This window comes from Cytobacillus sp. MT66 (assembly GCF_058792595.1).
Genome location: NZ_JBXAFB010000005.1, coordinates 172,933 through 199,343, shown reverse-complemented (window position 1 = coordinate 199,343; position 26,411 = coordinate 172,933). Strand labels below are relative to the sequence as shown.

At 43.0% G+C, this 26,411-nt stretch carries 24 protein-coding genes and 1 other annotated feature; of the genes, 3 read left to right on the top strand and 21 right to left on the bottom strand.

Going from position 1 to position 26,411, the window contains the following annotated elements; all coding sequences use genetic code 11:
- Positions 1–22 precede the first annotated feature (22 nt).
- On the bottom strand, positions 23–1,123 hold the full coding sequence (locus AC1Q59_RS11330) for a YheC/YheD family protein (RefSeq protein WP_492365928.1): 1,101 nt from the start codon (positions 1,121–1,123) through the stop codon (positions 23–25).
- 254 nt (positions 1,124–1,377) lie between these two features.
- On the opposite strand from AC1Q59_RS11330, the gene AC1Q59_RS11325 reads away from it, so the two are divergent.
- On the top strand, positions 1,378–2,286 hold the full coding sequence (locus tag AC1Q59_RS11325) for a nuclease-related domain-containing protein (RefSeq protein WP_492365927.1): 909 nt from the start codon (positions 1,378–1,380) through the stop codon (positions 2,284–2,286).
- Positions 2,287–2,965: 679 nt separating this feature from the next.
- Here AC1Q59_RS11325 and AC1Q59_RS11320 read toward each other — a convergent pair.
- From AC1Q59_RS11320 to rnz, 6 genes are all read right to left on the bottom strand, one after another.
- A complete protein-coding gene (locus tag AC1Q59_RS11320; RefSeq protein WP_492365926.1) occupies positions 2,966–4,246 on the bottom strand; it encodes a cation:dicarboxylate symporter family transporter in 1,281 nt (426 codons plus the stop codon).
- A gap of 147 nt (positions 4,247–4,393) precedes the next feature.
- Complete coding sequence (locus tag AC1Q59_RS11315) at positions 4,394–5,278, bottom strand: response regulator (RefSeq protein ID WP_492366089.1); 885 nt, start codon at positions 5,276–5,278, stop codon at positions 4,394–4,396.
- A 2-nt stretch (positions 5,279–5,280) separates the two neighbouring features.
- Positions 5,281–6,552, bottom strand: coding sequence for a sensor histidine kinase (locus tag AC1Q59_RS11310; protein WP_492365925.1), 1,272 nt, complete (start codon positions 6,550–6,552; stop codon positions 5,281–5,283).
- Between the two features lie 101 nt (positions 6,553–6,653).
- Entirely contained in the window at positions 6,654–7,985 is a 1,332-nt protein-coding gene (locus tag AC1Q59_RS11305; RefSeq protein WP_492365924.1) for a sodium-dependent transporter, read from the bottom strand.
- A 117-nt stretch (positions 7,986–8,102) separates the two neighbouring features.
- Positions 8,103–8,316, bottom strand: a binding site (T-box leader).
- Positions 8,317–8,437: 121 nt separating this feature from the next.
- Entirely contained in the window at positions 8,438–8,980 is a 543-nt protein-coding gene (locus AC1Q59_RS11300; RefSeq protein ID WP_492365923.1) for a histidine phosphatase family protein, read from the bottom strand.
- Between the two features lie 21 nt (positions 8,981–9,001).
- Entirely contained in the window at positions 9,002–9,928 is a 927-nt protein-coding gene (gene rnz, locus AC1Q59_RS11295; protein WP_492365922.1) for a ribonuclease Z, read from the bottom strand.
- Positions 9,929–10,097: 169 nt separating this feature from the next.
- Here rnz and zwf point away from each other — a divergent pair, with 169 nt between their 5' ends.
- Entirely contained in the window at positions 10,098–11,600 is a 1,503-nt protein-coding gene (gene zwf, locus AC1Q59_RS11290) for a glucose-6-phosphate dehydrogenase (protein WP_492365921.1), read from the top strand.
- A gap of 552 nt (positions 11,601–12,152) precedes the next feature.
- Here the strand turns inward: zwf and AC1Q59_RS11285 are convergent.
- The 9 genes from AC1Q59_RS11285 to mce form a co-directional block, all read right to left on the bottom strand.
- Positions 12,153–13,175 carry a DUF916 domain-containing protein gene (locus AC1Q59_RS11285; RefSeq protein WP_492365920.1) on the bottom strand — a complete coding sequence of 341 codons (1,023 nt, stop codon included), beginning with the start codon at positions 13,173–13,175 and terminating at the stop codon, positions 12,153–12,155.
- A gap of 22 nt (positions 13,176–13,197) precedes the next feature.
- On the bottom strand, positions 13,198–13,740 hold the full coding sequence (locus AC1Q59_RS11280; RefSeq protein WP_492365919.1) for a WxL domain-containing protein: 543 nt from the start codon (positions 13,738–13,740) through the stop codon (positions 13,198–13,200).
- 79 nt (positions 13,741–13,819) lie between these two features.
- On the bottom strand, positions 13,820–14,401 hold the full coding sequence (locus AC1Q59_RS11275) for a WxL domain-containing protein (RefSeq protein ID WP_492365918.1): 582 nt from the start codon (positions 14,399–14,401) through the stop codon (positions 13,820–13,822).
- Positions 14,402–14,562: 161 nt separating this feature from the next.
- On the bottom strand, positions 14,563–15,975 hold the full coding sequence (gene gnd, locus AC1Q59_RS11270; protein ID WP_492365917.1) for an NADP-dependent phosphogluconate dehydrogenase: 1,413 nt from the start codon (positions 15,973–15,975) through the stop codon (positions 14,563–14,565).
- A gap of 18 nt (positions 15,976–15,993) precedes the next feature.
- On the bottom strand, positions 15,994–17,271 hold the full coding sequence (locus AC1Q59_RS11265; protein WP_492366088.1) for a DNA polymerase IV: 1,278 nt from the start codon (positions 17,269–17,271) through the stop codon (positions 15,994–15,996).
- 756 nt (positions 17,272–18,027) lie between these two features.
- Positions 18,028–18,504, bottom strand: coding sequence for a chemotaxis protein CheW (locus AC1Q59_RS11260; RefSeq protein WP_492365916.1), 477 nt, complete (start codon positions 18,502–18,504; stop codon positions 18,028–18,030).
- 91 nt (positions 18,505–18,595) lie between these two features.
- Positions 18,596–19,717: a tripeptidase T gene (locus tag AC1Q59_RS11255; RefSeq protein ID WP_492365915.1), complete on the bottom strand. Its 1,122-nt coding sequence runs from the start codon at positions 19,715–19,717 to the stop codon at positions 18,596–18,598.
- A gap of 197 nt (positions 19,718–19,914) precedes the next feature.
- A complete protein-coding gene (locus tag AC1Q59_RS11250; RefSeq protein ID WP_492365914.1) occupies positions 19,915–21,465 on the bottom strand; it encodes an acyl-CoA carboxylase subunit beta in 1,551 nt (516 codons plus the stop codon).
- An 8-nt stretch (positions 21,466–21,473) separates the two neighbouring features.
- Positions 21,474–21,878 carry a methylmalonyl-CoA epimerase gene (mce, locus tag AC1Q59_RS11245; protein WP_492365913.1) on the bottom strand — a complete coding sequence of 135 codons (405 nt, stop codon included), beginning with the start codon at positions 21,876–21,878 and terminating at the stop codon, positions 21,474–21,476.
- Between the two features lie 172 nt (positions 21,879–22,050).
- On the opposite strand from mce, the gene prli42 reads away from it, so the two are divergent.
- Positions 22,051–22,146, top strand: coding sequence for a stressosome-associated protein Prli42 (gene prli42, locus AC1Q59_RS11240; RefSeq protein ID WP_492365912.1), 96 nt, complete (start codon positions 22,051–22,053; stop codon positions 22,144–22,146).
- A 44-nt stretch (positions 22,147–22,190) separates the two neighbouring features.
- Here the strand turns inward: prli42 and AC1Q59_RS11235 are convergent, their stop codons facing one another.
- From AC1Q59_RS11235 to AC1Q59_RS11215, 5 genes are all read right to left on the bottom strand, one after another.
- Positions 22,191–22,574 (bottom strand): spore coat protein, encoded by a 384-nt coding sequence (locus AC1Q59_RS11235; RefSeq protein WP_492365911.1) that lies wholly within the window; start codon positions 22,572–22,574, stop codon positions 22,191–22,193.
- Between the two features lie 551 nt (positions 22,575–23,125).
- Positions 23,126–23,662 (bottom strand): L,D-transpeptidase, encoded by a 537-nt coding sequence (locus tag AC1Q59_RS11230; protein WP_492365910.1) that lies wholly within the window; start codon positions 23,660–23,662, stop codon positions 23,126–23,128.
- 190 nt (positions 23,663–23,852) lie between these two features.
- Complete coding sequence (locus AC1Q59_RS11225) at positions 23,853–24,833, bottom strand: aromatic acid exporter family protein (protein ID WP_492365909.1); 981 nt, start codon at positions 24,831–24,833, stop codon at positions 23,853–23,855.
- Between the two features lie 195 nt (positions 24,834–25,028).
- Positions 25,029–25,751, bottom strand: coding sequence for an amino acid ABC transporter ATP-binding protein (locus AC1Q59_RS11220; RefSeq protein WP_492365908.1), 723 nt, complete (start codon positions 25,749–25,751; stop codon positions 25,029–25,031).
- A complete protein-coding gene (locus AC1Q59_RS11215) occupies positions 25,744–26,403 on the bottom strand; it encodes an amino acid ABC transporter permease (protein ID WP_492365907.1) in 660 nt (219 codons plus the stop codon). The genes AC1Q59_RS11220 and AC1Q59_RS11215 overlap by 8 nt, the downstream gene beginning before the upstream one ends.
- Between the last annotated feature and the right edge of the window lie 8 nt (positions 26,404–26,411).

Here is a 26,411-nt window from a genome sequence, read left to right as displayed (position 1 = left end):
CTAGTGGTGACTGGCACCGATTTTAATTCTGGAAGTTGTCATCTAATAAAAAACGAGCGTAATCTGCGGGTTTTGTAAATACAGCCTTCCATTCATCGTGAAGCAATACTCCATCCTTGATGGTAAACCCTTTGTAACCGGAAACGAAATTGCATTCAATATAATATAGATCTCCCTTTGGTGTTATGGCAAAGTCAAAGCCTAGGTCGCCAATATGGGGAAGGTGCCGACTAAATAGATTGGCTATTTTAATTGCCAGTGAGACTATTTGCTCCCTAACATGCTCGGCATTCAGGTGCGGATACTGTTCGAGGATCTTATTGAGCGTATAGGAGGTGCCTCCCTGCTCGATGTTTGTCAAGAAACTTCCTTCCCCAGCCACTTTTGCGATAATGGCTGAGACCTCCCAATCCCCTGTCCTATTCCTTTGCGTAGCCACTCTTAAGTCAAATGGCGATCCATGGTACGTAGCTAGCGGAAGAAAATTCTGAATTAAATAGGTATTTTTTTTGATAAGCTGCTCTAAATATTCCGGAATCGTTTCACTAAAGATGATTTCTTTCCAGACGCCTCTTTCCCCTATCTCAGTTTTATAGGATACTTTCCATTCTTTTTTATTCAATTTTTGCAGTTTGTGAATCCCTCTCCCCCTCAAACCATTTTCTGGCTTCAAAATTAATTGATGATATTTTTGCATCATTTCTTTTAGAGTTTGGGGACTGGCTATTTTTGTTTCAGGCAAATACCTCAGAAACTCTTTGTTATCCTCCAATATCGCTTGAAATTTGTATTTCCTCAGATAATTTTTTTCGTTAAACACAATGATCCCCTGTTTGGTTAGTTGGTTTATAATTCTTTGCCTGCTGGGCATATTCCAATCACGGTTATAAATGACCCGAGGGACCTCTACTATTTTTTCTTGAAAAACCCCATTATTATTTACCAAAGCAGGTGCTGTATCCTGCCTACCCGCAAGATTCCTGACAAGAAAATAACAGGGAATGAGATTGTTTTTTCTTGCAGCTTCTTCAAAAAAGCCAATATCAATCTGCTTTCGTTTTCCCTCTTTTAATCTCCTATACAAGGATCTTTGCAGCAGAACTCCAATATATTGTTTAGACAATCGGATGATCACTCCTTTAGCTTGTTTACTTTTACAGAGTATGTAACTTTACTAAATCGGTACGGATTACTGCCTTATTTTTAAAAAAAGTGCCTGTTCCGCCCCCAGAATATTAAAATTTACGGATATTGACGGAGATGATCCTCTTAGGTTTAATTTGGTTATTAGACTTTATTTTTAGGATCTTTTAAATCCTGCCGTTGGTTTCCACTCCAATCAACTAAAGCGGTTAAAATCAAGAAAGGTTGTGAAATATGTTATTAAAACGCAGAACTGAATCAGCGGAATTGCTTACAATGCGGTATTTAAACCCACGAATGGAGTTGACGCCTAAGGAAAAGTATCATTATTCAAAACTTGAAAAAGGATATGAGGGGGAAGTGAAATTTGATGCTCTGGCTGAAAGTCTTCAGGATGAGCGGTATATTTTAAATGACTTGCTGTTTGAAATAAACAACTCCTATTTTCAAATCGATTCATTGATTATTTCACAGGGAGTGATACACCTTCTGGATATAAAGAATTTTGAAGGTGATTTTTACTTGCAATCAGACAAACTTTATTCCGTGAAATCCGGCCGCGAGTATAAAAACCCTTTGGATCAGTTAAAAAGGAGTACGACTCTATTCGGACAGCTACTGCAAAGCCTCCAGCAAAATTACCTTTTTGAATCCTCCGTAATCTTCATCAACCCTGAATTCACCTTGTATCAAGCGCCAAGGGACCGCCCCATTATTTTCCTATCACAGTTAAATCGGTTTTTGAATGTCTTAAGCAACACGCCTTCTAAGTTAAATGATGGGCACAAGAAACTTGCTGAAAAATTGATCTCGTTGCATCAAATTAAAAATCCATATACCATCTTGCCGAACTATGACTATGATCAGCTGCAAAAGGGAATTTATTGTAAAACCTGCCAGTCTTTTTTGGTCGCCATTCATAATTACAGCTTTGTGTGCAAAAAGTGTGGGGGACATGAAAAAGTTGAATCAGCGATACTGCGGAGTATTGAGGAATTTAAACTGCTATTTCCTGAACGGAAGATTACTTCCTCCAACATTCATGATTGGTGCAATGCGGACCTACATCAAAGAACCATTGCAAGGGTTTTAAAGAAAAACTATACGATGATTGGACATACTAGAGATACTTATTTTGAATAGGTCGATCTTTTTTGGGGAGTGGAGGATGATGTTTTAGAACAGGGTTGGGAGTTTTTTCTCTTACTCTGATAGGATGGGCTGGCATTCTGACTGGTTTGCGAGGTTTTCTCTCTGACCTGTCAGAATGAGCTTGGCTTTCTGACTAGTTTGCGAGGTTTCGGCTCTGACCTGTCAGAATGAGCTCGGCTTTCTGACTGGTTTGCAAGGTTTCGGCTCTGACCTGTCAGAATGAACCCGCCTTTCTGACTGGTTTACGAGTTTCATCCTCTGACCTGTCAGAATGAGATCGGCTTTCTGACTAGTTTGCGAGTTTTCGGCTCTGACCTGTCAGAATGAACCCGCCTTTCTGACTAGTTTGCAAGGTTCATCCCCTGACCTGTCAGAATGAACCCGCCTTTCTGACTGGTTTACGAGTTTCATCCTCTAACCTGTCAGAATGAGATCGCCTTTCTGACTAGTTTACGAGGTTCCGGCTCTGACCTGTCAGAATGACCCCGCCTTTCTGACTAGTTTGCAAGGTTTCCTCTCTGACCTGTCAGAATGAACCCGCCTTTCTGACTAGTTTGCGAGGTTCATCCCCTGACCTGTCAGAATGAACTCGCAATCCCCCAAAAAAAGCCTGCCCCCGCCGGAAATTTGTCAAACTCGACAAATTTCTAAGCGGGGACAGGCATCAAGCTTACGCTAGCTTTTTAAATGATTCGTAGTATACGACTTCTTTTTTTGAATCAAATCGGCGTTCCCATTTTGACATAACGACGGCAGCTAATGAATTGCCGACGACGTTGACAACGGTACGTGCCATGTCAAGCAGTCTGTCGATTCCAGCGATGAAGGCCAGTCCTTCAAGCGGGATTCCGACAGTTCCTAAGGTTGCTAACAGAACTACGAAGGAAACTCCCGGTACACCTGCGATTCCTTTGGATGTTACCATCAATACCAATACAAGCGTGATTTGCTCTGTGATGCTTAAATCAATCCCGTACATTTGCGCAATAAAAAGCGCTGCAAGAGCTTGGTATAAGGTAGATCCATCGAGATTAAAGGAGTAACCGGTAGGTATGACAAACGAAACAATGTCTTTTGGACAGCCGAACTTTTCCATTTTCTGCATAACCTTCGGCAATACAGTTTCCGAACTGGAAGTGGAATAGGCCAAAAGCAGTTCGTCCTTTAAAATTTTGACCAAGTGGAAAATATTAATGCCCACCAGCTTCGCAATACCGCCAAGCACAACAACAATGAAAAAGAGCATGGTTGCATATACAAGAATCATTAATTTTCCAAGTGGCAGCAGCGATTCTAAACCGAATTTTGAAACCGTTACACCGATTAATGCAAATACACCGAATGGTGCAAACTTCATGATCAAATTGGTTACCCAGAACATCGCATCTGCTACACCTTCGAAGAATGCAAGCACGGGTTTCCCTTTTTCACCAATAGCCGCAATTCCCAGACCGAATAAAACGGAAAAGAATATAATCGGAAGCATATCTCCCTCAGCCATTGATTGAATAATATTACTTGGAATAACATCCACAAGAATATCTAGAACACCATGACTTTGATTTTGGACTTCTTCGGTCGTCTCTAGATATTGATCAATATTCCCTTTGGAAAGTGATGAAATATCTAGGCCATCACCTGGTCGGAAAATATTGGCAGACAATAGACCAACGATAATAGCAATGGTTGTTACAATTTCAAAATATAAGAGCGTTTTTCCGCCAAGTTTTCCTAGTTGCTTTAGATCGCCTGTTCCAGCAACCCCTAAAATTAATGTTGATATAATGATTGGTACAACAATCATTTTGATCATATTAATAAACATCGTACCAATTGGCTGTAAGTAAGTTTCTACTGCAGGGTTTCCATAAAAAATGGCTCCAACAGCTATTCCTAAAATTAATCCAGCAAGAATTTGATAGGCCAAAGTAAATTTAAACTTTTTCTTCATCTAGTCACCCCTTCACTTAGTAAACGCTTCCAATTCGTTTGGAGATAGTATTATACTTAAGTTTAAGGGTGACCTATCAAATCCGACATAATCCGACATTTTTCCTCATAAAAATAATCTCATATGACTATAAAATTATTTGCATTATCATTCATGATATTTTTCTAGCGTGTCATGATAGAGGGATTGCAGAAATTTTTTTATATTTACTTTTACCTTTATTGGCCCATTTCGGCCATCCTTAAAATACATCATTTGATTTCTGATGGTTTCAAAGTCAAAGTAGCGGGGGCCGTAGTATTCAAACACAGGATTCGTATAATCGATCGAACCTAAAGATGCAATATTATTTACTGCTGTTAAAAGGGTTCTGCGAATCCGCTGTTCGATTGCTTTGCATTCCTTTTTAACATTTTCGGCTCCCATTCTAACCGCAGCAGATTCATATAAATCTTTTAATGGCGGCAATTGAACAGCTTGATTGCTTTTATGAATTAAAACCTCCATCATTAGAATAATATCATCGCTTCCTGACTCCCCAATAATCCCCATATCATTTAATATTGATAATACAATCTCTTTGACGCTTTGCTGTTGTTTTTTCACCACAGTGGATGAATGGTTTTGGGCAAAGGAGCCCTGAATCACTAATAATGAGTGTTTTAGCTGAATTTGATCGGCTGTCTTTTTTAAAATGGTCTGGACCTCAATGCGGTTAATTGGCTTATGGATAAAAAATTCAACGCCTTTTTTATAAGCCTCTGCAACCATTTCTTTATTAACGATTTGAGAAATCATAATAAATTGTCCTTGGAATCCTTTTAGCCTCAACTGTTCAATCGTTTCTATTCCGTCCATTTCCGGCATGAGCAAGTCGATTAAAACAACGTCTGGATGAATAGTGAGGATCGCTGAAAGACTATCCGCTCCGGATTCGGCCTCGCCAATGACAACACCAAGTTCACCTTGGGCTATGATCTTCTTCAGCATCGTTCTGCTTGCAATATCATCATCTACAATAAAATAACGCAGTTTTATTCAACTCGCTTTCGTATCATTTTCGTTGGGAGAAGGATTCGAAAAATAGCCCCTTTTTCTGGGGTATCGATCTGAATTTGCCCGTGAAGCTCTTGAACAATCTCTTTTACGTGTGATAAGCCAATTCCCGTTGCGGCCACACCTTGAACGTTAAATTTCGTTGTGTATCCTGGTTCAAAGATAACTGATGCTTCCTCTTTTGGAATCCCTTTGCCAGAATCTTTAATAACAAAACAAGTATACGATGATTCCTCAAATATTTTAAAATGAATTTCGCCTTTTTCGGTAATGGATTCAACCGCATTGGCTGTCAGATTGTTCAACAGGGCTAGCAGCGGTATTTGCTGATTCGTTTCATAATCTACGGAACAGTCAATATGAAAGATAATATCCTTTTTTAAAAGATGACTATAATTTTGATTTGCAGAAATGACAAGCTGGATCACATCGGAAAGCAGGAAAAAGCGATGCGGTTCTCGCTTCGTCACCTTTGTGAGCCCAGATAAAATTCGCTGTGAATCTTTTTTCACCTCATGAATTTCTTGGGCAATCTTTAATGCCTGAATGCTTAATTGGTGCTGCTCTTGCTGTTTTAATTGTCGATATAACTCATGGCTGGAAGCAGTAATTTGCTCGATATGATTCATTGATTTTTGCAGGTAAAGTGTTTCCCCATATAATTCTGAGTTGACTTCAAGCATTTCCTGCATCCGTTTCTTTTGTTCAGAAATGGTAATAGAACTATATAACCCGACAACAAAATAACTGCGAAAAATGGCCACCCCTGCTATTAACATCCACGTCCATATATCCAGTTTTTCCTCGTTCATCATCCATTCGCGAGTCAAGTATTCTGTACTGTTTCCAATAAATTCAAATAGGGCAGCCCAGGCACCTAAAATCAGCGGAGATGTTTTGTACCTTTCCACTTTAATTTTATGCAGGCCAAGGGCAAAGAAAAAGTAATAAAAAAAGGTTGGCAGATGACTTTTTATGCTGACCCCCATAGGAATTTCATATAGTAGAAGGTCCTCCGCGGTCCTAAAACAAATAATGATTATCCCGGTTACGAGACCTGTTCGTATGATCGATGCTGGCGGCCAAATGAGAATCAGCAGAAAAAATGTAATACTTCCCAACCCAAAACGAAAGGCGGCCCCATCGAAGGGGATGACTTTTAGTTCACTTGCAAACGCAGTTATTAGTGCAGTTAGAATCAGCGTAGCTGCTTCTGGATATTTTGCCATCATTTTATTTGGAAAAAGCATGCAAATCCCCTATTTCTCGTATTTCTAGAAAAAATACAAAGGGGAGATCATCGCACAATGACTCCCCTAAAATAATAATGACATTATAACATTTTTTATATTTAAATAATATCGAGTGAATCAAGGAACACGACGATAATGACAACTGGCACAATGTAGCGCATAAGCAGATGCCAAACGGTGAATACGGCTGTTAAGTCCTTCGATCCCTGGATGAGCTCGTGCTTTAAAAGGTCCTTCTTCATTTTATAAGAAACGAAGATGGAGATGAGCAGTGCGCCGATTGGCATAAGAATATTGCTGACGAGAAAGTCCGCGCTGTCAAAAATGCTTTTTCCGAAAAAAGTAATGTCTGACAGTGTGCTAAATGACAAAGCGGATGGGATGCCGACAGCGAAAATAGCGGCCCCAACGATCCAGGACATTGCACCCCGGCCTTTTTCCCTTTTGCTTGTTGTAGCAGCGACAACGATTTCCAGCATTGAGAACGCTGATGTCAGCGTCGCGAATAGGAATAAGGCAAGGAAAAGGATCAAGAATAATTTTCCCAATATTATTTGATCAAAGACAGATGGCAGGACAATGAATAATAAGCCCGGTCCCGCTGCTGGTTCGAATCCTAGTGAAAAGACCGCTGGAAAAATGGCCAATCCTGCTAAAATCGCAATAAATAGATTCATCACGACAACCGAAATGGCCGGCTGCAGCAGGCTTTCCTTTTTAGATAAATAGGAACTGTACGTGACCATAACGGAAACCCCGACGCTAAGCGAGAAAAAGGACTGCCCTAGCGCATATAGAATACCTTCTGAAGTTAAACTTGTGAAATCTGGTTTTAAAAAGAATTCCACTCCGGCCATGGCATTATCCAAGGTGAGCGAGCGCACGATCAGGATAATGAATAACACAAATAACGCTGGCATCATTATTTTACTTACGCGTTCAATCCCAGCCTGCACCCCTCGTGCTACTACGGCAACCGTAATGATCATAAAGAGTCCCTGGAAAATGACAACCGTAACCGGATCTGATACGGTGCTTCCGAACATCGCTTCATAGTTGCCAGAAAGCGTGCCTGTAATTGTTTTAAAAAGATACAGGATAATCCAGCCGCCTATGACGCTATAGAAGGATAATAATAGAAAACAGGTAAATACGCCAAGATAGCCAATCCAATGCCACTTCGTCCCCGGTGCAATCGCTTTATAGGCCGAAATAGCTTCCTTTCCCGTGCTTCGTCCGATGACGAATTCACCAAGCAAAAGCGGAAATCCAACAAGCAGGGAAAAGATGATAAATAATAAAATAAAGGCTCCGCCGCCGCTCATTCCTGTTACGTATGGCAGCTTCCAAATCGCTCCGAGCCCGATGGCAGATCCTGCTGATGCTAATATAAAACCGAGCTTTGATGACCATTGTTGTTTTTCCTGCATAAGTATTCCCCTCTTTTCATTTCTAAATCTAGATGTTTTTGAATTTGTTGAGCAAGTTTTCCTTTTTTTATTGTGCAGCTTTTCCCGAACATGAAAAACAAAAAAGCCACAGCCAAAAAAAGGGACGTGATCACTCACGCGGTACCACCCTTTTTGAAAGACTGTGACTTTCCACTCTAAATGTTAACGGTTTAAACCGTCTTTATCGCCTTAAGTGATAAAGAAAAGCTCCAAGCTGAAATTCATCTTACCTATGTATCAGTTTTCACCAGCCACTGACTCTCTTAGCTACAGGGAAATAAGACTTAATAAAACTCTTCGCGGCTTTATATTCATATAATAATTATTAGTAGATTATATTATGCCAGAATAGGTTTAGTCAATAGAAAATAATTCAGAAATATTTTTCAATCTGCAAATATTCATTTCAAATTCTCTTATCATCCGAAGAACTAATCGTTCCAGATTCTTTTTAGCGTCGCTTGCTCATTAGCAATAACGATTTCGTACACATCTGGGTTTGACATGTCCATGAGGTGTTCGAAGCCGAAGCTTTCGTTGAAGTGGCGAAGCATTAAGGTTGTTAAGTTGCCATGACTGACAAGAATGATGTGTTCATCATCGGATTGGATGACATCGCTTAAAACAGACCCTGCTCTTTCCATGGCCGCATGATTGGATTCTCCGCCCTCAAAAGCAAGCTCCATATCGACAAAGCTCATCTTAAGCTTTTCCTGCCAATTCTCAAGGTATGCAGAACTGAGCACCCGCTCGCCGAGACGATGATCTTCCTTTATTTCCAAGCCGCGCGATTCTGCAAGCGGACGAATGGTATCAAGGGAACGCTTATATGGGCTGGAATAAATGCAGTCGATTGGTTTATTTTTGAAAAAAGCTACGAGGTCTGCTGCTTGTTTGACTCCTTTTTTTGTCAAATTAGCGGTAAATGGCTGCCCTTCAGCTTCCGCGTGGCGAATTAAGTATACCGTTTTCATCGTGTGCTGTTCCTTTCGTATTTATTTTTCAAGCGGAATATGGATTTCTTTAAAATCCTCGGCTATTTCTGTGTCTGCAAAGATGGTCTGCGCTTCCTGAACAAGGATGGCCCAATCATTCCGGTCATATCTTGAGCTTATATGAGTCAGGCAGAGCGCTTTTGCACCCGCTTCTTTTGCCACGTCTGCTGCCTGTAATGTTGTTGAATGAAAATACTCGTATGCTAAATTTTCCTCACCAGCTGAGAATGTTGATTCATGAATTAATAGATTGGCATTTTTCGCTAGATGGTAGGCTGCCGCGCATTTTCTCGTGTCGCCAAGGATAGTGACAATACGGCCCTTTTGTGCAGGACCAACGAAATCTGCCGGATTGATGATTCGTCCATCTTCTAGTTCAACTTTTTCGCCATTTTTTATTTTTTTATAAATAGGCCCTGGTTGGATGCCTGCCTCGGTAAGCTTGTCTGCTAAAAGCGTGCCTGGCTTGTCTTTTTCCACGATTCTGTACCCGTACGATGGAATGCCATGTTCAAGCAGGCGTGCCTCAACGATAAACTGCTCATCTTCGAATACCGTACCCTCGTCAATTTCAATAATTGTCAACGGATATTTCAAATAAGTCTGGCTGACTGATAGAGATATTTGCACATAATCCTTGACTCCCTTTGGTCCGTACAAAGTCAGCTCGGTATCCCCGCCCTGAAAGGAACGGCTGGCCAGCAGTCCGGGCAGGCCGTATATATGATCGCCGTGCATATGCGTGATAAAAATTTTTTCAATTCTCCGCGGTTTGATTGGTGTGCGAAGAATTTGGTGCTGCGTTGCTTCTCCGCAGTCAAAAAGCCAAATCGCGCCACGCTCTTCAAGCAGCTTTAATGCTACCGAGGTCACATTGCGCAGCTTGGCAGGTACTCCCGCTCCTGTTCCAAGGAAAAACACATCCATAAGATGACTCCCTTCTCCTACTCAATACGTTAACTATACCATAAGGAACTATACGGATAGTAATTCATTTTCCGCAAAAAATAACTATGGACTAGCAAAACTTCTTTTCTAAAAATTAAAAAACGATTAAGATTGTCATATATTATTTTTCAAAAAGGAGCTACATACTTTGATACATAATGAAAAACCGAAGGCATTGATTATGATATTCGGAGCGACTGGAGATCTCGCCAAGCGGAAGCTGTTCCCGTCCATTTACCGATTAATACAAAAGGGGAAAATTTCCGATAGTTTTGCGGTGATCGGTGTGGCCAGAAGACCGCTCTCCAACGAAGAATTTCAGCAAAATGTAAAAGATTCCGTTAGAGGAGCGATTAAAGATGCCGGAGATCTTGATGAATTTATCTCGCATTTTTACTATCATTCCCATGATGTGACCGATTCTGGCTCGTATATGAGCTTAAAGGATATTGCGGAGAATTTGGACGACCATTACGAACTTGAGGGCAATCGAATTTTTTATCTAGCGATGGCGCCGGAGTTTTTCGGGACGATTGCTGAGCATTTGAAATCAGACGGACTGACCGATGTGGCCGGATTTAAGCGTCTAGTTATTGAAAAACCGTTCGGGCATGACTTAGAGTCAGCTAAACAGCTAAATGAACAAATTAGGCAAGCTTTTTCCGAGGAAGAAATTTACCGGATTGATCATTATCTTGGAAAAGAAATGGTTCAGAATATCGAGGTCATCCGGTTTTCGAATGCCATTTTTGAACCGCTGTGGAATAACCGCTATATTTCCAATATCCAAGTGACTTCAAGCGAGGTGCTAGGTGTGGAGGAGCGCGGACGCTATTATGAAACAAGCGGTGCTCTGAGGGACATGGTGCAAAACCATATGCTGCAGATGGTTGCCCTGCTTGCAATGGAACCGCCGATTCGGCTGAACACGGAAGAAATCCGTTCGGAAAAAGTAAAGGTATTGCGGGCGATGCGGCCATTGGAGGGCGAAGGTGTTAAGAAGCATTTTGTCCGCGGCCAGTATGGTGCTGGTGTTATGGGAGGCCAAGAGGTCCCAGATTATCGCGATGAACATAATGTGGATCCAGCATCCAATACCGAAACCTTTGTGGCCGGAAAACTATTAATCGATAATTTCCGCTGGGCGGGCGTGCCTTTTTACATCCGTACCGGAAAAAGAATGGCCGCCAAGTCAACGAAAATTGTCATCCAGTTTAAAGATATCCCGATGAATTTGTATTATCAATCGGAAAAAACACTGAACCCGAACTTACTAGTGATCCATATTCAGCCTGAGGAAGGAATCACGCTTTATTTGAACGCCAAAAAAGCAGGGCAGCATATGGATGCCACGCCGATTAAGCTTAATTTTTCCAATACTGGTGTGGATGGCATCAATACGCCTGAGGCATATGAAAAGCTTTTGTATGACTGTATGCGCGGTGATGCGACGAACTTTACGCATTGGGACGAGGTTGCGCTTTCCTGGAGCTTTGTTGATAAAATTTCGGATGTGTGGGAAAACACAAAAGCTGAGAACTTCCCGAATTATTCATCAGGAACGATGGGTCCGCGGGAAGCAGATGAGCTTCTTGAAAAAGATGGCTTTTTCTGGTGGCCGGTGACGGATTTGGATGTGGAGAATTGTTAGGTTAGGGGTTTTAGCGGGGGGTTGGTTTGTGTGCTGGGGTTTGTCCGTGAGTGTGATGTGAGTGGTTGATCATGGACACCCTGGCTGCTTTTTGCTCTGGCTCTGTCCATGAGAGGCTTTATCATGGACACTCCGGCTGTTTTTTGCTCTAGCCTTGTCCATGAGACGCTCGCTCATGGACATTCAGGTTGCTTTTTGCTCTAGCTTTGTCCATGAGACGCTCTATCATGGACACTCATGCTGTTTTTTGCTAGGGCTTTGTCCATGAGACGCTCGCTCATGGACACTCTGGCTGCTTTTTGCTCGGGCTTTGTCCATGAGACGCTCGCTCATGGACACTCTGGCTGCTTTTTGCTCGGGCTTTGTCCATGAGACGCTCTATCATGGACACTCATGCTGTTTTTTGCTCGAGCTCTGTCCATGAGACGCTCTATCATGGACACTCATGCTGTTTTTTGCTCGGGCTCTGTCCATGAGACACCTACCATGACGTTAGAAAGACAAAGGGGTCTGATTCTCCCATGGTCAGACCCCCTTTTTTAACAAAACGGGCTATTTCCTCTTCTTTAACCTTCGAGCTACAAATAGAAAAATCACGATCGCATTCAGTGCGGTTAACAGGTAGTTCCACCAGGCAATCCCCGTGTCTGCTGCCTCAGCTTTCGTCTGCTTATTGAATTCCTTTACGTCATCCGTTTTTTCAACAGCTAACTGTTTCGTGTCTGTGATTTGTTTGCCTCCATATTCAGCGGCAAGGCTGATCTCATATTCCCCAGATTTGATTTCACCGTCAAGCCATTGCACAGGGTAATCAAACTTTGTATTTGGCGCCATGCCAACTTCGGGAAGTGTGCCATCAAGAATGACCGTCCCGCGCTTATCGGCCACCGAATATTGGATTTTAGCATTTTTGATCACCGCTGGAGCGGAGTTTTTCATTTCTAGCACCAGCTTGGGCTTCCCGTCTAGAATATCGAGCCGGACATCACCAAATGAAAAATCAGGTTCTGCCTTTTCTGGATACTGGATTTTCAGCCCAATAACATAGGCAATTTGGTTTTTAATCTGAAAAGTTGAATGTTCCTGCTCGATTTTTTCTTCACTTATAGCTTCATTTTCCGCAATCACATGTATTCCCCCAAGCGCCATGCCCTTTGCAGCGTCAGGATGACTAATCTCAAAAGGAATTTTCACACTCGATTTAGCTGGAATTACTATTTGATTTTCGTTTTGAATGTGCTTTTTGAAATCAGCTTGCAGCTCAATGAACCGATCTTCCTTTGCCTTTACATCATAAATAATCTCCCCATTATTTGAAGTCATCGCATTAAATGGCGTTATTTTTACCGTGATCTGGTGATCCTTTAGGTTCTTAGCCATGATAAAAATCTTATCCTTTTGCCCAGGAACAGCATCTAAATCAAAATAGCCTCTTACATCGCCATGCTGGTTGTCCGGCAGAATAGGCGATACTTCAAATGGGATCGCCCCTGCTTCCGATGCAAAAGAAACTGGAACGGGATACGTTAAAAATATGAATAAGCTTGCAACGAGCATCTTGCTTATTTTCCACATAACTTCACCTTCTACAAGCTGGCTACAATACTCCAGCGGATATTAACGTCCAGGTAATAGTTGTCTCATAATCCGCAGATTCTTGTCCGGAATCGATCAATTTAGTCCCTGAAGGAATCGTTAATTGAAATGGATCGTATCCAAAATCAAATGAATATATCGTGCCAATTCCAAGAACAAGTAATCCATTATTTAATATTTCAACAGGCTCACCTCGGTCAATAATCCAAGGACTTCCTTCTTTGATGTAATGAGCATATGTATTATTTCCCGCACTTGGGCCATTAAGCTGAAGTGATCCAATCGGCAGCGTGATCCCTGTTCCCCCGACTTGTCTAATTGGCGCGGCCTGAACGGTTACTCGCCAGTTTTCTAGTAAACCAAGCAAATCCCCCACAACAATCCTGCCGCCCCCGCCCTGAACATCTTGTGTTTCTCCGGTTAATGTAACTGAGGGAAACTGAAAGCTAGATGGCACTTCCATTAATGAACTGCCGTGCACCTGCTTTGGAAAAATAATAATAGCCAAACAAATGATAAACAGATATTTTTTCAAAAATTGCATGGAATCCCATCCCCCCATTTAGGGTTATTAACATGTGAACTACTTCACAAATATTTATAAAAATTTCCCCCTATAAGAACTAAGGATTCGGATTCGTAATCAGCGTCCAAGTAATGGTGCTTTCATAGGTTCCGATTTTCGTTGATCCTGGATTAAGAGTCAGCTTCAACGCATCACTGCCTTCCCAATCGAAGTTCCATTTGCCGAGCCCGGCTTCCATGTCAGCATTAATAAACGCAATTTCGCCATAACCGTCGATCGGTTGGGACATACCAAAGCTTTGTCTGATGAATGGGCTGGCAGAAGGATTATTATAGCCAGCAGCAATGACTGGTTTGTTCAACACGAGAGATCCCTTTGCTAACCTTTTAGCAGCCGTTGTGTCTGTGAACTGGCTAGCTGAAATCTGTACTGCCCAGCCATCCCCGGTACCCCTTGCATCAACCACAGAGAGCAGCGACATGGGGGATGTTTTCGTTATCTCCAATCCGTCAAGCGTAATTTCACCAAAATCTACATCCTGCGGAATTTCTGCAAAATGAATCCCTCCGCCGTAAATCGTCACATTCGCCTTTGTAAAAGCCTCAGCATTCGCAATCATTCCCCCGCTTGTCACACATGCAAGGATTAAAACAGCAGATAGCATACTCTTTCCTTTCATTTTTAACACCGCCTTTTTGACTATATTTTTGTTAATATCTACAAATTCAGCATAGCATACGAACTAACTAAAAAACTGAATGTTGCTAATTCGACAAAATGCTTTAATATTTTAGACAAAAAAAGCGCCTGGGACTTGAATCCCAGACGCTCCTACTGTTCTTATTTTTCCATCCATTCTGTATGAAAGACGCCTTCTTTGTCGATGCGCTGATAAGTATGTGCCCCGAAATAGTCGCGCTGTGCCTGGATGAGGTTGGCAGGGAGCACTTCCGTGCGGTAGCTGTCATAGTAAGCTAAAGCGGCAGAGAAGCACGGCACAGGGATGCCCTGCCGGACAGCAGTGCCGATGATTTCGCGCAGTGCATCCTGGTAGCTTTCCACGATTTCTTTAAAGTACGGGTCCAGCAGCAGATTTTTCAAATTAGGATCACGGTCATAAGCGTCCTTAATTTTCTGCAGGAATTGCGCACGAATGATGCAGCCGCCGCGGAAGATCATCGCGATATCACCATAGTTTAGATCCCAGCCGTATTCTTCGGATGCCGCGCGCATTTGTGCAAACCCTTGCGCGTATGAGCAAACCTTGCTCATGTAGAGCGCTTTTCTGACAGATTCAATGAACGATTGCTTGTCGCCTGAAAAAGCAGCTTGGGACGGTCCGCGCAGCACTTTACTTGCGGCCACCCGCTCATCCTTCATGGCAGAAATAAACCGGGCGAAAACGGACTCCGTAATAATCGGAAGCGGTACGCCCATATCGAGCGCATTTTGGCTTGTCCATTTTCCAGTACCCTTTTGCCCAGCGGTATCCAAGATCACATCCACTAACGGCTTGCCAGTTTCCTCGTCTGTTTTTGTAAAAATATCAGCGGTAATTTCGATCAGATAGCTATCAAGTTCCCCTTTATTCCAATCGGAAAAAACTTCATGAAGCTCAGCTGCATTCAAGCCAAGCACATGCTTGAGAAGAAAATACGACTCGCCAATGAGCTGCATGTCACCGTATTCGATGCCATTATGAACCATTTTTACATAATGACCTGCACCGTCCGGACCAATATAGGTTGTACAAGGATCCCCATTAACCTTAGCGGAAATATCTTTAAAAATTGGCGCAATCAGCTCATAGGCTTCACGCTGTCCACCAGGCATGAGCGATGGGCCATGAAGTGCGCCTTCTTCCCCGCCGGACACGCCTGTGCCGATAAAATGGAAACCAAGCTCACTTAATTCTTTGTTGCGGCGCTGTGTATCGGTAAATAGTGTGTTTCCTCCGTCAATCAGAATATCACCTTTATCTAGAAGCGGCTTCAGCTGTTCAATTGTGCTGTCCGTTGGTGCGCCCGCTTTGACCATCAGCATAATTTTTCGCGGTGTTTCAAGAGAGTTAACAAACTCTTCTAACGTATATGTACCAGTGATATTTTTCCCGCTTACTTCTTTGAGCATGTCATCTGTTTTTTCGCGTGAACGGTTATAGACGGCCACTGAATAGCCCCTGCTTTCAATATTCATGGCTAAGTTTTTCCCCATAACCGCCAAACCAATTACTCCAAATTGTGCCTTTGTCATCTTTGTACGTCCCTTCTTTTATTCATCTTTTTTAAAAGGAAGCTCTCGCAAAAAATCCTTGTTAAAGCTTGTTTCCGTTCCTATTTGCTCCTGCTTTTTCTTTACTTCCGGCATTCCGGCCGCACTTTCGATAATATGTGTGCCGTATTTTTCCCTTAGTTTGCCCAGGGTTTCAAAAAGCGGTTCCTTCTTTGCCTCTTTTTCATAGCTGAATAGATCGAGCTGCTTGACCGCGGCATTTTGTTCAACAAGGTCTGTTCCTGTGATGCCAAGGAGTCTGACCGGATTTCCATTCCAATGTTTTAAAAATAAATGCTTTGCTGCCAGGAAAATTTCTTCATCTTTTTGGATTGGGTTTGGCAGCTTTTTGCTTCTTGTAATGGTTTTTCGATCTTTGTAGCGGATGGTAATGCCAAGTCCCGCTGCAAGAACTTTTTTTCGCTTAAACCTGACAGAAACCGTCTTTGCAAGATGCTCGAGAACATGGAAAAGCTCCTGCTGGTTGGCAATGTCTTTGGGCAGGGTCGTTGAGTTGCCGATGCTTTTGAATTCGGATGCGGCTTCAGGGTCAACCGGCCGCCTGTCCTGGCCATTGGCCCGTTCTTTCAGGCGCTGGCCATTGATGCCAAGGAGCGTTTTTAGCTGGATGTCGTTTGCCTTAGCCAGGTCGCCAATCGTTTGGATGCCGATGGTCCGCAGCTTAGCACCGGTTTTTTTGCCGACACCATGCATCTCTTCGATCTGCATGGGCCAAAGGATGTTCGGAACATCACGCTTGCGGAGGACCGTGATCCCTAAGGGCTTTTTCATATCAGAAGCGGTTTTTGCTAAAAATTTATTTGGCGCAATGCCAATGCTGCAAGGAAGATCGAGCCTTTGCAAAATCTGCCGCTGAATCGTTTCGGCAATTTTGATAGGCGTGCCATGTTCATAGCTTTCGGTAATATCGACATAGCCTTCATCAATAGAAACAGGTTCAACAAGCTTGGAATATTCGTTTAGAATTTCAAACATGCCGATGGACGCCGCCCGATACCGCTCAAAGTTAGGTGTTTTCACGATGAGCTGCGGGCAAAGCTTCTTCGCTTCCCAAAGAGGCATAGTAGTTTTCACACCGAATTTTCTCGCTTCATAGCTGCAGGTAACGATAATTCCTCTGCGCTCCTCCGGATTTCCCGCGATAGCAAGCGGCTTCCCCTTCAGTGTTGGATCATAGGCCATTTCCACGGAGGCATAAAAACTATTCATATCAACATGCAAAATGACGCGCCCGTTTTTCGGATACATCTGCTTGATCATGCCGGCACTTCCCTGTATTTATTCTGCTACTATTTTAACAGAAACATGAGCGAGGTTCATCTTTCGGAGGGGTTTGGTGCGGGAACAAGTGGCTGTTTTGGGAGATTAGCTGGTTGTGTTAAGGCATTTCGGGAAACTAGTTACTCTTTTAGAGGGTGCGTCGGGTTTTTGGGGAGTAGTTGGGGGAACTAGTTACTGATTTGGATTGGGGGCTGGTTTTTTCGGCAGCAGTTCGGGGAACTAGTTACCGTTTTGGCGAGGGTGTCTGGATTTCCGGCACTAGTTAGGCAATCTAGTTAGGCAATCTAGTTACCGTTTTGGCGAGGGTGTCTGGATTTCCGGCACTAGTTGGGCGATTTAGTTACCGTTTTGGTGAGTGTGTCTGGATTTCCGGCACTAGTTGGGCGATCTAGTTACCATTTTGGTGAGGGTGTCTGGATTTCCAGCACTAGTTGGGCGATCTAGTTACCGTTTTGGCGAGGGTGTCTGGATTTCCGGCACTAATTGGGCGATCTAGTTACCGTTTTAGAGGGTTCTGCGATTTTCCCGAAACTAGTGGGAGATGTTAGTTCCCGTTTCTCTGCATGCACCATTTTTTCCGGCACTAACTTCCAATGTTAGTTCCCGTTTCTCATACTGCACCATTTTTTCCGGCACTAACACCCAATGTTAGTTCCCGTTTCAAAGCCCACAACTCTTTTTCCGGCACTAACATCCATCCCAAATAAAAACAGAAGAGCCTCAGCTCCTCTGTTATTGTGGATTTTTCTGTTCTTCCATATACTCCCTGATTTGCTTGATGCCATCAAGGCCGCGTACAAGCCTGGACGGATCAATAATGGTGATGAGCCTTGATTCCAGGTTGGCAATTCCAGTGATGTAAGCTGTGTTTTTGTAGGCAACGAGCCCAATTTGTTTGATGTTTTCCTGCGGGATGGAGATGATTTCCTTTGCATCGGTCACGACGATGCCAATGGAAATCTCGTCCGTCTGCAGCACGATAATTTTCGTTGCTTCGGTCCTTTCGGTTGGCCGATTATACAGAACTTGCTCGAAGTCGATGACGGGCATGAGCTCGCCCCTTACTTTGAAAATCCCATTCACATAAATCGGCAGATGGGGAATTGGCGTGATTCCTTCCATTTTTTCAATCGAAATCACGTGCTGGATGGAGATTGCATATTCCTCTTTTCCCACCTGAAAAACAACGGCCTTATTACTTTCTTCCATCGGTAACACTCCTTTCCTCCATAGTACTAAAGTAATGCCATTTTTTGAAGAAAAAAGAGCGGAAAACGAGTCCCGCTCCTTGAAAAATTCATTAATTTCCCGCTACTTCTTCAATGATAGCAATCGTCATTTCAGCTAGCTTATAAAGCTCTTCAATTGGCATGCGTTCGTTCGTTGTGTGAATGTCCTCGTAGCCGACTGCAAGGTTTACGGTCGGGATGCCGAAGCCTGCAATCACATTGGCGTCACTGCCGCCGCCGCTCTTTTGCAATTCACAACTGCGGCCGATTTTTGCTGCGGCTTTGCGAGCAACTTCTACAACATGGTCGCCTTCGCCAAATTTGAAGCCTGGGTACATCACCTGTACATCCACTTCGGCTTTACCGCCCATTTGCTCAGCGACACTTTCGAAAGCTTCTTTCATTTTACGAACTTGCTGTTCCATCTTTTCAGTAACTAAAGAACGTGCCTCTGCTAAAATTTCCACGTAATCGCAAACGATATTTGTTTGCGTCCCGCCTTCAAAGCGGCCGATGTTCGCTGTTGTTTCTTCATCGATCCGGCCTAAAGGCATTTTTGCAATCGCTTTGGCTGCCATGGTAATGGCAGAAACCCCTTTTTCAGGCGCAACACCCGCATGGGCTGTTTTTCCTAAAATAGTTGCTTTGACTTTCGCTTGTGTTGGCGCGGCTACAACGATGTTGCCTACCTTGCCGTCACTGTCAAGCGCATAGCCGAATTTAGCAGTCACTAATTTCGGATCAATTGCTTTTGCCCCAACCAGTCCAGACTCTTCACCGACTGTAATAATAAATTGGATTGTTCCATGCGGAATGTTTTGTTCTTTTAAAAGCTTAATTGTTTCAAGGATAACAGCTAGCCCGGTTTTGTCGTCTGCCCCAAGAATAGTCGTTCCGTCAGATACCACATAGCCATCTTTGATAGAAGGCTTAACGCCTTTTGCAGGCACGACGGTATCCATGTGGGAAGTGAAGTAGATCGTGTCCACGCCTTCCTTTGTTCCCTGAAGTGTACAAATTAAGTTGCCAGCGCCGTGGCCAGTTTGTTCTGTTGTGTCATCTTCGTAAACTTCCACGCCAAGATCGGTGAATTTTTGCTTTAATACCTTTGCAATTTCCGTTTCAAATTTCGTCTCAGAATCAATTTGCACAAGCTCTAAAAATTCGTTTAGCAAACGTTCTTGATTAATCATCTATATTTCCTCCAATATGTAAGTGGTTTACTATTCTAGTATACCTTTGTCCATATCAATTGCAAAAGGATTAGAATGTTAAGAAATACAGCTACAGTACGGAATCCCGCATGACATCCGCGGGATTAACCTGATATCCCTGTTTTCCGCGGATATCCGCCAGTTTCACCATTCCGGCATTTCTTTACCCCACTAACTTACAGCGGAATATTCCCGTGCTTCTTTTTCGGTCTTGTTTCTGATTTATTGCGCAGCATTTCAAGAGCTTGGATGAGTTTGATTCTGGTTTCGCGCGGATCGATGACATCATCGACCATGCCTCTGCTTGCTGCAACGTACGGATTAGCAAATTTTTCACGATATTCTTCGATTTTCTGTTCCCTGACAGCTTCTGGGTCTTCGCTGTTTTGAATTTCGCGGGCAAAAATGATATTCGCTGCCCCTTGAGGTCCCATAACCGCAATTTCTGCGTTCGGCCATGCGTACACAAGATCGGCACCGATCGCTTTACTGTTCAGCGCCACATAAGCACCACCAAAGGCTTTTCGTAAAATAACCGTCAGCTTTGGCACTGTCGCTTCAGAGTATGCATACAAAATCTTTGCGCCGTGGCGGATGATGCCCCCGTGCTCCTGTTTAACACCTGGGAAAAAGCCGGTAACGTCTTCAAACGTAATAATTGGGATATTAAAAGAATCACAGAAACGAATAAATCTTGCAGCTTTGTCAGATGAATCGATATCAAGGCCGCCTGCCATAAATTTCGGCTGATTGCAGACAAGACCGACCACTTCACCCTTGATGCGCGCCAAGCCGACAACGATATTTTTCGCAAAATCCTGATGAATTTCCAGGAAGGAATCCGCATCCACTACCTGCTCGATGACTTTGCGGACATCATATGGGCGGAGCGCATCAAACGGGATTACATCCGTTAAATCTGGACGGTAATCATCCTCTAGATCTGTCTCCAGTCTTGGCGGTTTTTCCTGATTGTTTTGCGGCAAGTAGCTTAATAGTCTGCGGACCTGTTCAATAGCTTCCGCTTCTGTTCCTGCTTTAAAATGGGCATTCCCGCTGATTGTATTATGTACATTGGCACCACCCAGATCCTCTGAGGAAATTTTTTCGCCCGTCACGGTTTCGATTACCTTTGGACCGGTAATGAACATTTGGCTTGTTTTTTCCACCATGAAAACAAAATCAGTGATTGCAGGGCTATACACGGCACCGCCTGCACATGGTCCCATGATGACAGAAAGCTGCGGGACTACCCCTGAATAGATGGAATTCCGGTAAAAAATATGACCATATCCATCAAGCGAGACAACGCCTTCCTGGATTCTTGCGCCGCCCGAGTCGTTTAAGCCGACAAATGGAGCCCCATTTTTCGCGGCTAAATCCATAACATTCGCAATTTTTTTCGCATGCATTTCCCCAAGAGCCCCGCCGAAAACGGTAAAATCCTGCGAGAATAGAAAAATGGGTCTGCCATTGACCTTGCCATAGCCTGTTACAACGCCATCGCCAGGACCCTTTTGATCTTCCAGGCCAAAATCTGTGCAGCGATGCTCAATAAACGGATTCAATTCCACAAATGTTCCTGGGTCAACCAGCAAGTCAATTCGTTCCCTTGCCGTCAGCTTGCCTTTTTCATGCTGCTTTTCAATTCTTTCATCTCCACCGCCTAATTCAATTTCCCTGCGGCGGTCGTAGAGTTCATTTATTTTTTCATAGATGTCCGTCATGGTTACTTTCAATCCTTTCTTTCGCAAAGTTCAAAGAGAACTTTTTTAGTAGATTTCGGATGCATAAACGCCACCTGTGCTCCGCCGGCGCCAGTCTTTGGAACGTCATTGATCATGCTGATGCCTTTTTCCTTGATTTCATTGATTCGCTCCTGGATGGAATCCACGCCTAATGCAACGTGGTGCAGGCCTTCGCCTCTTTTTTCAATAAACTTAGCGACAGCGCTTTCACCTGATGTCGGTTCAAGCAGCTCAAGCTTCGTTTCCCCTGCTTTCAAAAAGGCAACCTTCAGCTTCTCACTTTCAACCTCTTCTATGCCGAGCAATGGAAGCTTAAGAATATCCGTATAAAAAGGAAGCGTCTCCTCCAGCGAACGAACTGCAATCCCAATATGGTCGATTTTTTTGATCATCTTGCCCTCCTCCATTCCTGCTGTAAAAATATTTTCTATCAATATTGAATATAATGCTATATTAACTATACTCTTAATATACTAAAAATTCCTGTTAATATCGAGCGGTTGTTCATTTTGGTTTTTCTTAGTAAAATAGAAGTAATGAAATATTCTATAAGGGGGTATTTGATTGTCGAATAAAAAGATGAGAAAAATTGTTGTTTATTTAATGATTTTTGCTATGCTTGCATCATCGCTAATTGTGGGAGCATCAATGTTTCTTTAAGATAAATAAGAGAAGGACTGCCGAGTGCGGCAGTCCTTTTTCTATTAGCCAATTTTTAGAAGAAGCTGAGCAAGAAGATTGATTGCAGCTTGAACAACTGCGTCGACTTGTACTTCTGTTTGAGTGACAGTTACTTCGCCTGAATCTTCGATCACAGTAAGCTGTGATTGGACTTGTGTGACATCTAGTGATTGAGCCACTCTTTGCAGCTGACGAACATTATTGTTTTCGTCACTTCCTAGAACGACAATGGATGCTTCGATGGCTGCTTGCAGAGCTGCTTGAATAAGAAGGAGTCCTTGAACTTCTGTTTGCGTAACATTAACCGTATGAGAGTTGCGGACAATTAGACCCTGCTTTTCGTATTGATCAATATCCTGGCTGTTTTTCACTGATTGTCTTGCTGGCTGTCTGTTTCTTTCTGACATTTAAAAAATCCCCTTTCCTTTTTTAGGTTCACTTTAAGATATTCGAAAAGGGTATTTCCGTTTGGACAACTTCATTAGACCATTAGCGGAATTTCGGACAATTAGGTCATTTTAGGGGCAAAAAGCTGAGAAAGTTTCAAAAAAAAGTCCTTCACTGCTGACATGAAGGATAAACTCTTTGTATATTTTACACTGCTTGTCCTTCATTTGCCCGATGAAGGACAAGCTCTCCTCATATTTCACACTAAATGTCCTTCATTCGCCTGATGAAGGACAAGCTCTCCTCATATTTCACACTAAATGTCCTTCATTCGCCCTATGAAGGACAAGCTCTCCTTGCATTTCACACCGGATGTCCTTCATTCACCTGATGAAGGACAAGCTCTCCTCGTATTTCACACTAAATGTCCTTCATTCGCCTGATGAAGGACAAGCTCTCCTCGTATTTCACACTAAATGTCCTTCATTCGTCCGATGAAGGACATCTTGCACAAAAATTACACAAACAAAGGCCTTCATCAAGTTGATGAAGGCCTTTTTACACTGAATATTCATCTTGTTTGTCCACTACCATTATCGTTAATTGCTCCGTACGCATTGCCGAGCTGATCAAAGCTTTCGGAGGAGGAAACGATTAAGATTTTCGTGCCGAGCGGGATAAAGTCGTACAGTGATTCGATGGCTTCGTTTTGGAGCCGGATGCAGCCCTGTGAGACGTATTTGCCAATGGACGACGGGTCGTTTGTGCCGTGGAGCCCGTATATTCTCCCATCCGTATCGGCTGCATCAAAACCGATCCATCTGGTTCCCAATGGATTGTTGTCGTCCCCGCCTTTAATATCTTTTTTCCGGTAATAAGGATCCTTGGCTTTGACCGTAATGGTAAAAAGACCTTCTGGAGTTAATTCTTCCGTTTTCCCGGTTGCGGCCGTAATCACGGTCTGAACCTTGTTATCATGAATGAAAGCTAACTCATTCGTCTTTTTATTCACAATGACAAAAGGATCCCCAGGCATGGGGTTTTCTCCTAAGGGCCATAAAGGGGATATGGACAGAGCAATCATCAGAGCGGATAACAGCTTGAACATGCAATCTCACCCACTTTTTTCCCTTTAGTGTACACATTGGCCGCAGATTCATGCATTTGTTGCTCCAACAGTCACATTCTTCTTGCTGCTGCAAACCCTAATTTGCAGGATTCATGCTGCTTCTTAGGAAAACCCACTTTTAAAAGCGTTATGCTTTGTTAAAACATTTTTACATCTACAACTATATATGTTACCCAGTCACGTGCTCCCTTTTTCCAACTGGAAGCTCTTTGGTCGATCCTTTAATCCATAAATATTCTTCCATTTCACGCACAAATTGATAAAGAGCTGCCCGGGCTTCAAATTCCTCCCTGCTCTTCGGCAAATCCATGTCTCTAAAATAATGCTTCATTTCTGAAAGCTTATCTAAAAATCGGTGTGCAGTATTTCCCGGGTGAATATTTTTCGATAAATCCTCCAAAAAATCGGCAATCATTTCACCTTGTTCGACAGTATGCGTAATCGAAGTGACAACCGGCAGCATTCTTTCAAGGATTTCAAATTGCTTTTCTCTCATTTTAAAGTAATGAAAATAGATGTTTTCGTTGCGCAGAAAATGGTTCTCCACATCACGAAAGGCCAAAGATTCGGCTTCTTCTATCAGCCGGGCTGATTCAGTAATCTCATAACCGTCCCAAGTGCTTTCGTTTGTCCGCAAATAGATGACCATTTCTTCAAAAATCCGTCGGAAATTTTCTTCAACCTGCAGCTGGTATTCCTTAAGCTTTTGATCAAGGCTTGGCATAAACAGGTTCGCAAGCAGTGCGACCCCAATACCAATTGTAATAATCCCAATTTCATTGACAACCAGTTCTGCTGTCATCTCGCCTGCTGAAAAAATATGCAAAATAATGACACAGCTTGTAACAATCCCATCACTTACCCGAAGCATAACAGCCGTCGGGATAAAAAAGATTAATAAAAATCCAATCATAATAGGATGGTAGGCGATTCCTTCAAAAATCACTCCCGAAAACACAATGGCCAAAAGACATGCCATAAAACGATCCACGGATGTCCGCAGTGATTTTTTTTTCGTGGTTTGTATACAAAGGATCGTCAAAATTCCAGCCGAGGCAAAATTACTAAAGCCGAAGATTGACGCCAAAATAATTGATGCTGTCGTACCAATAGCTGTTTTTATCGTTCGGTAACCAATGCGAAACTTCATATTGTTTTCTCCTAAAATTCAAGTCCATGCCTGTTTATTATATAGTGTTAGCTTAAAACATGTCCATATCGATTTGGGACAACGAACCTGTCCCCTTGTCCTTTTGGACAAAGGGCGGACCTGTGAACCGACGGACAACGAGCCCTTGTCCCGAAAAAAAAGAAGATGACCAGAAAACGGTCATCTTCAAATCAACTATAAAACTTTTTGCAGGAAGTCCTTGGCGCGCTCGGAGGATGGGTTGGTGAAAAATTCGCTTGGCGGTGCGTCTTCTACAAGGACGCCTCCGTCTAAAAAGAGGACACGGTCGGCTACTTCACGGGCAAATCCCATTTCATGTGTGACAATCGCCATCGTCATTCCCGAGTCTGCCAGTGTTTTCATAACATCGAGTACTTCCTTTACCATTTCCGGGTCAAGCGCAGATGTTGGCTCGTCGAACAGCATGACATCCGGCTGCATGGCCAGGGCACGCGCAATAGCTACCCGCTGTTTTTGCCCACCGGATAATCGGCTTGGGTATTCATTGGCCTTTTGTTCCAGGCCGACCTTTTCCAATAATTCCAGGCCAATCTTTTCTGCTTCCGCCTTTGTCAATCCTTTTACGTTAACAGGTGCATATGTTAAGTTTTGAAGAACCGTCTTATGAGGAAAAAGATGAAAGTGCTGAAACACCATTCCTACCTTTTGGCGGATTCTCATAATGTTTGTTTTTTTATCCGTCACTTCATGATCATTGATCCATACTTTACCGCTTGTCGGCATTTCAAGTAAATTGATGCAGCGGAGAAAGGTTGATTTTCCCGAACCAGATGGGCCGATAATGGCCACAACCTCACGTTCTTTAATCGTGGTGGTAATTCCTTTTAAGACTTCTAGCTTTCCAAACTGCTTATGCAAATTCTCTACCTTAATCACTGCGTCTCATTCTCCTTTCAAGTACCTTTCCGAGTAAGGTTAAGGTGATCACCATTAGGTAATAAATGAGACCGGCCAGCAAAAGCGGCTCAATAAAACGGAACTTTTCTGCACCTACCTGATAGGCCCGGCGCATGATATCCATGACCCCGATGGTTGTAACAATCGCAGATTCCTTAGTAAGCGTTATGAATTCATTCATTAGCGCTGGCAAAATATTTTTCAGGGCTTGAGGCAAAATGATGTTCAGCATCATTTTCCCATATGGAACCCCTAGTGCCATTGCTGCTTCACTCTGTCCTTTGTCGACAGCCATAATTCCAGCACGGATGATTTCAGAAATATAGGCCGCAGAATTCAGGCCAAAAGCAAGTACAGCCGAAACATAAGGTTCAATTTGGTAGCCAAAAATCTGCGGCGAGCCAAAGTGAATAATCATTAGCTGCAAGACTAATGGCGTTCCGCGAAAGATAGATGTATAAGCATCTGCCAGCCAGACGAGCGGTTTAAATTTGCTGATTTTAAAAAGCGATAAAATAATCCCAAGAACAAACCCTAATAGCGCTGCGACTGCAACAATCTGGAGTGTGACAATAACGCCGCGAAGGATATAGGGCAGTGATGGGAGAACGGATGTAAAATCGAAATTCATTGTAAAAC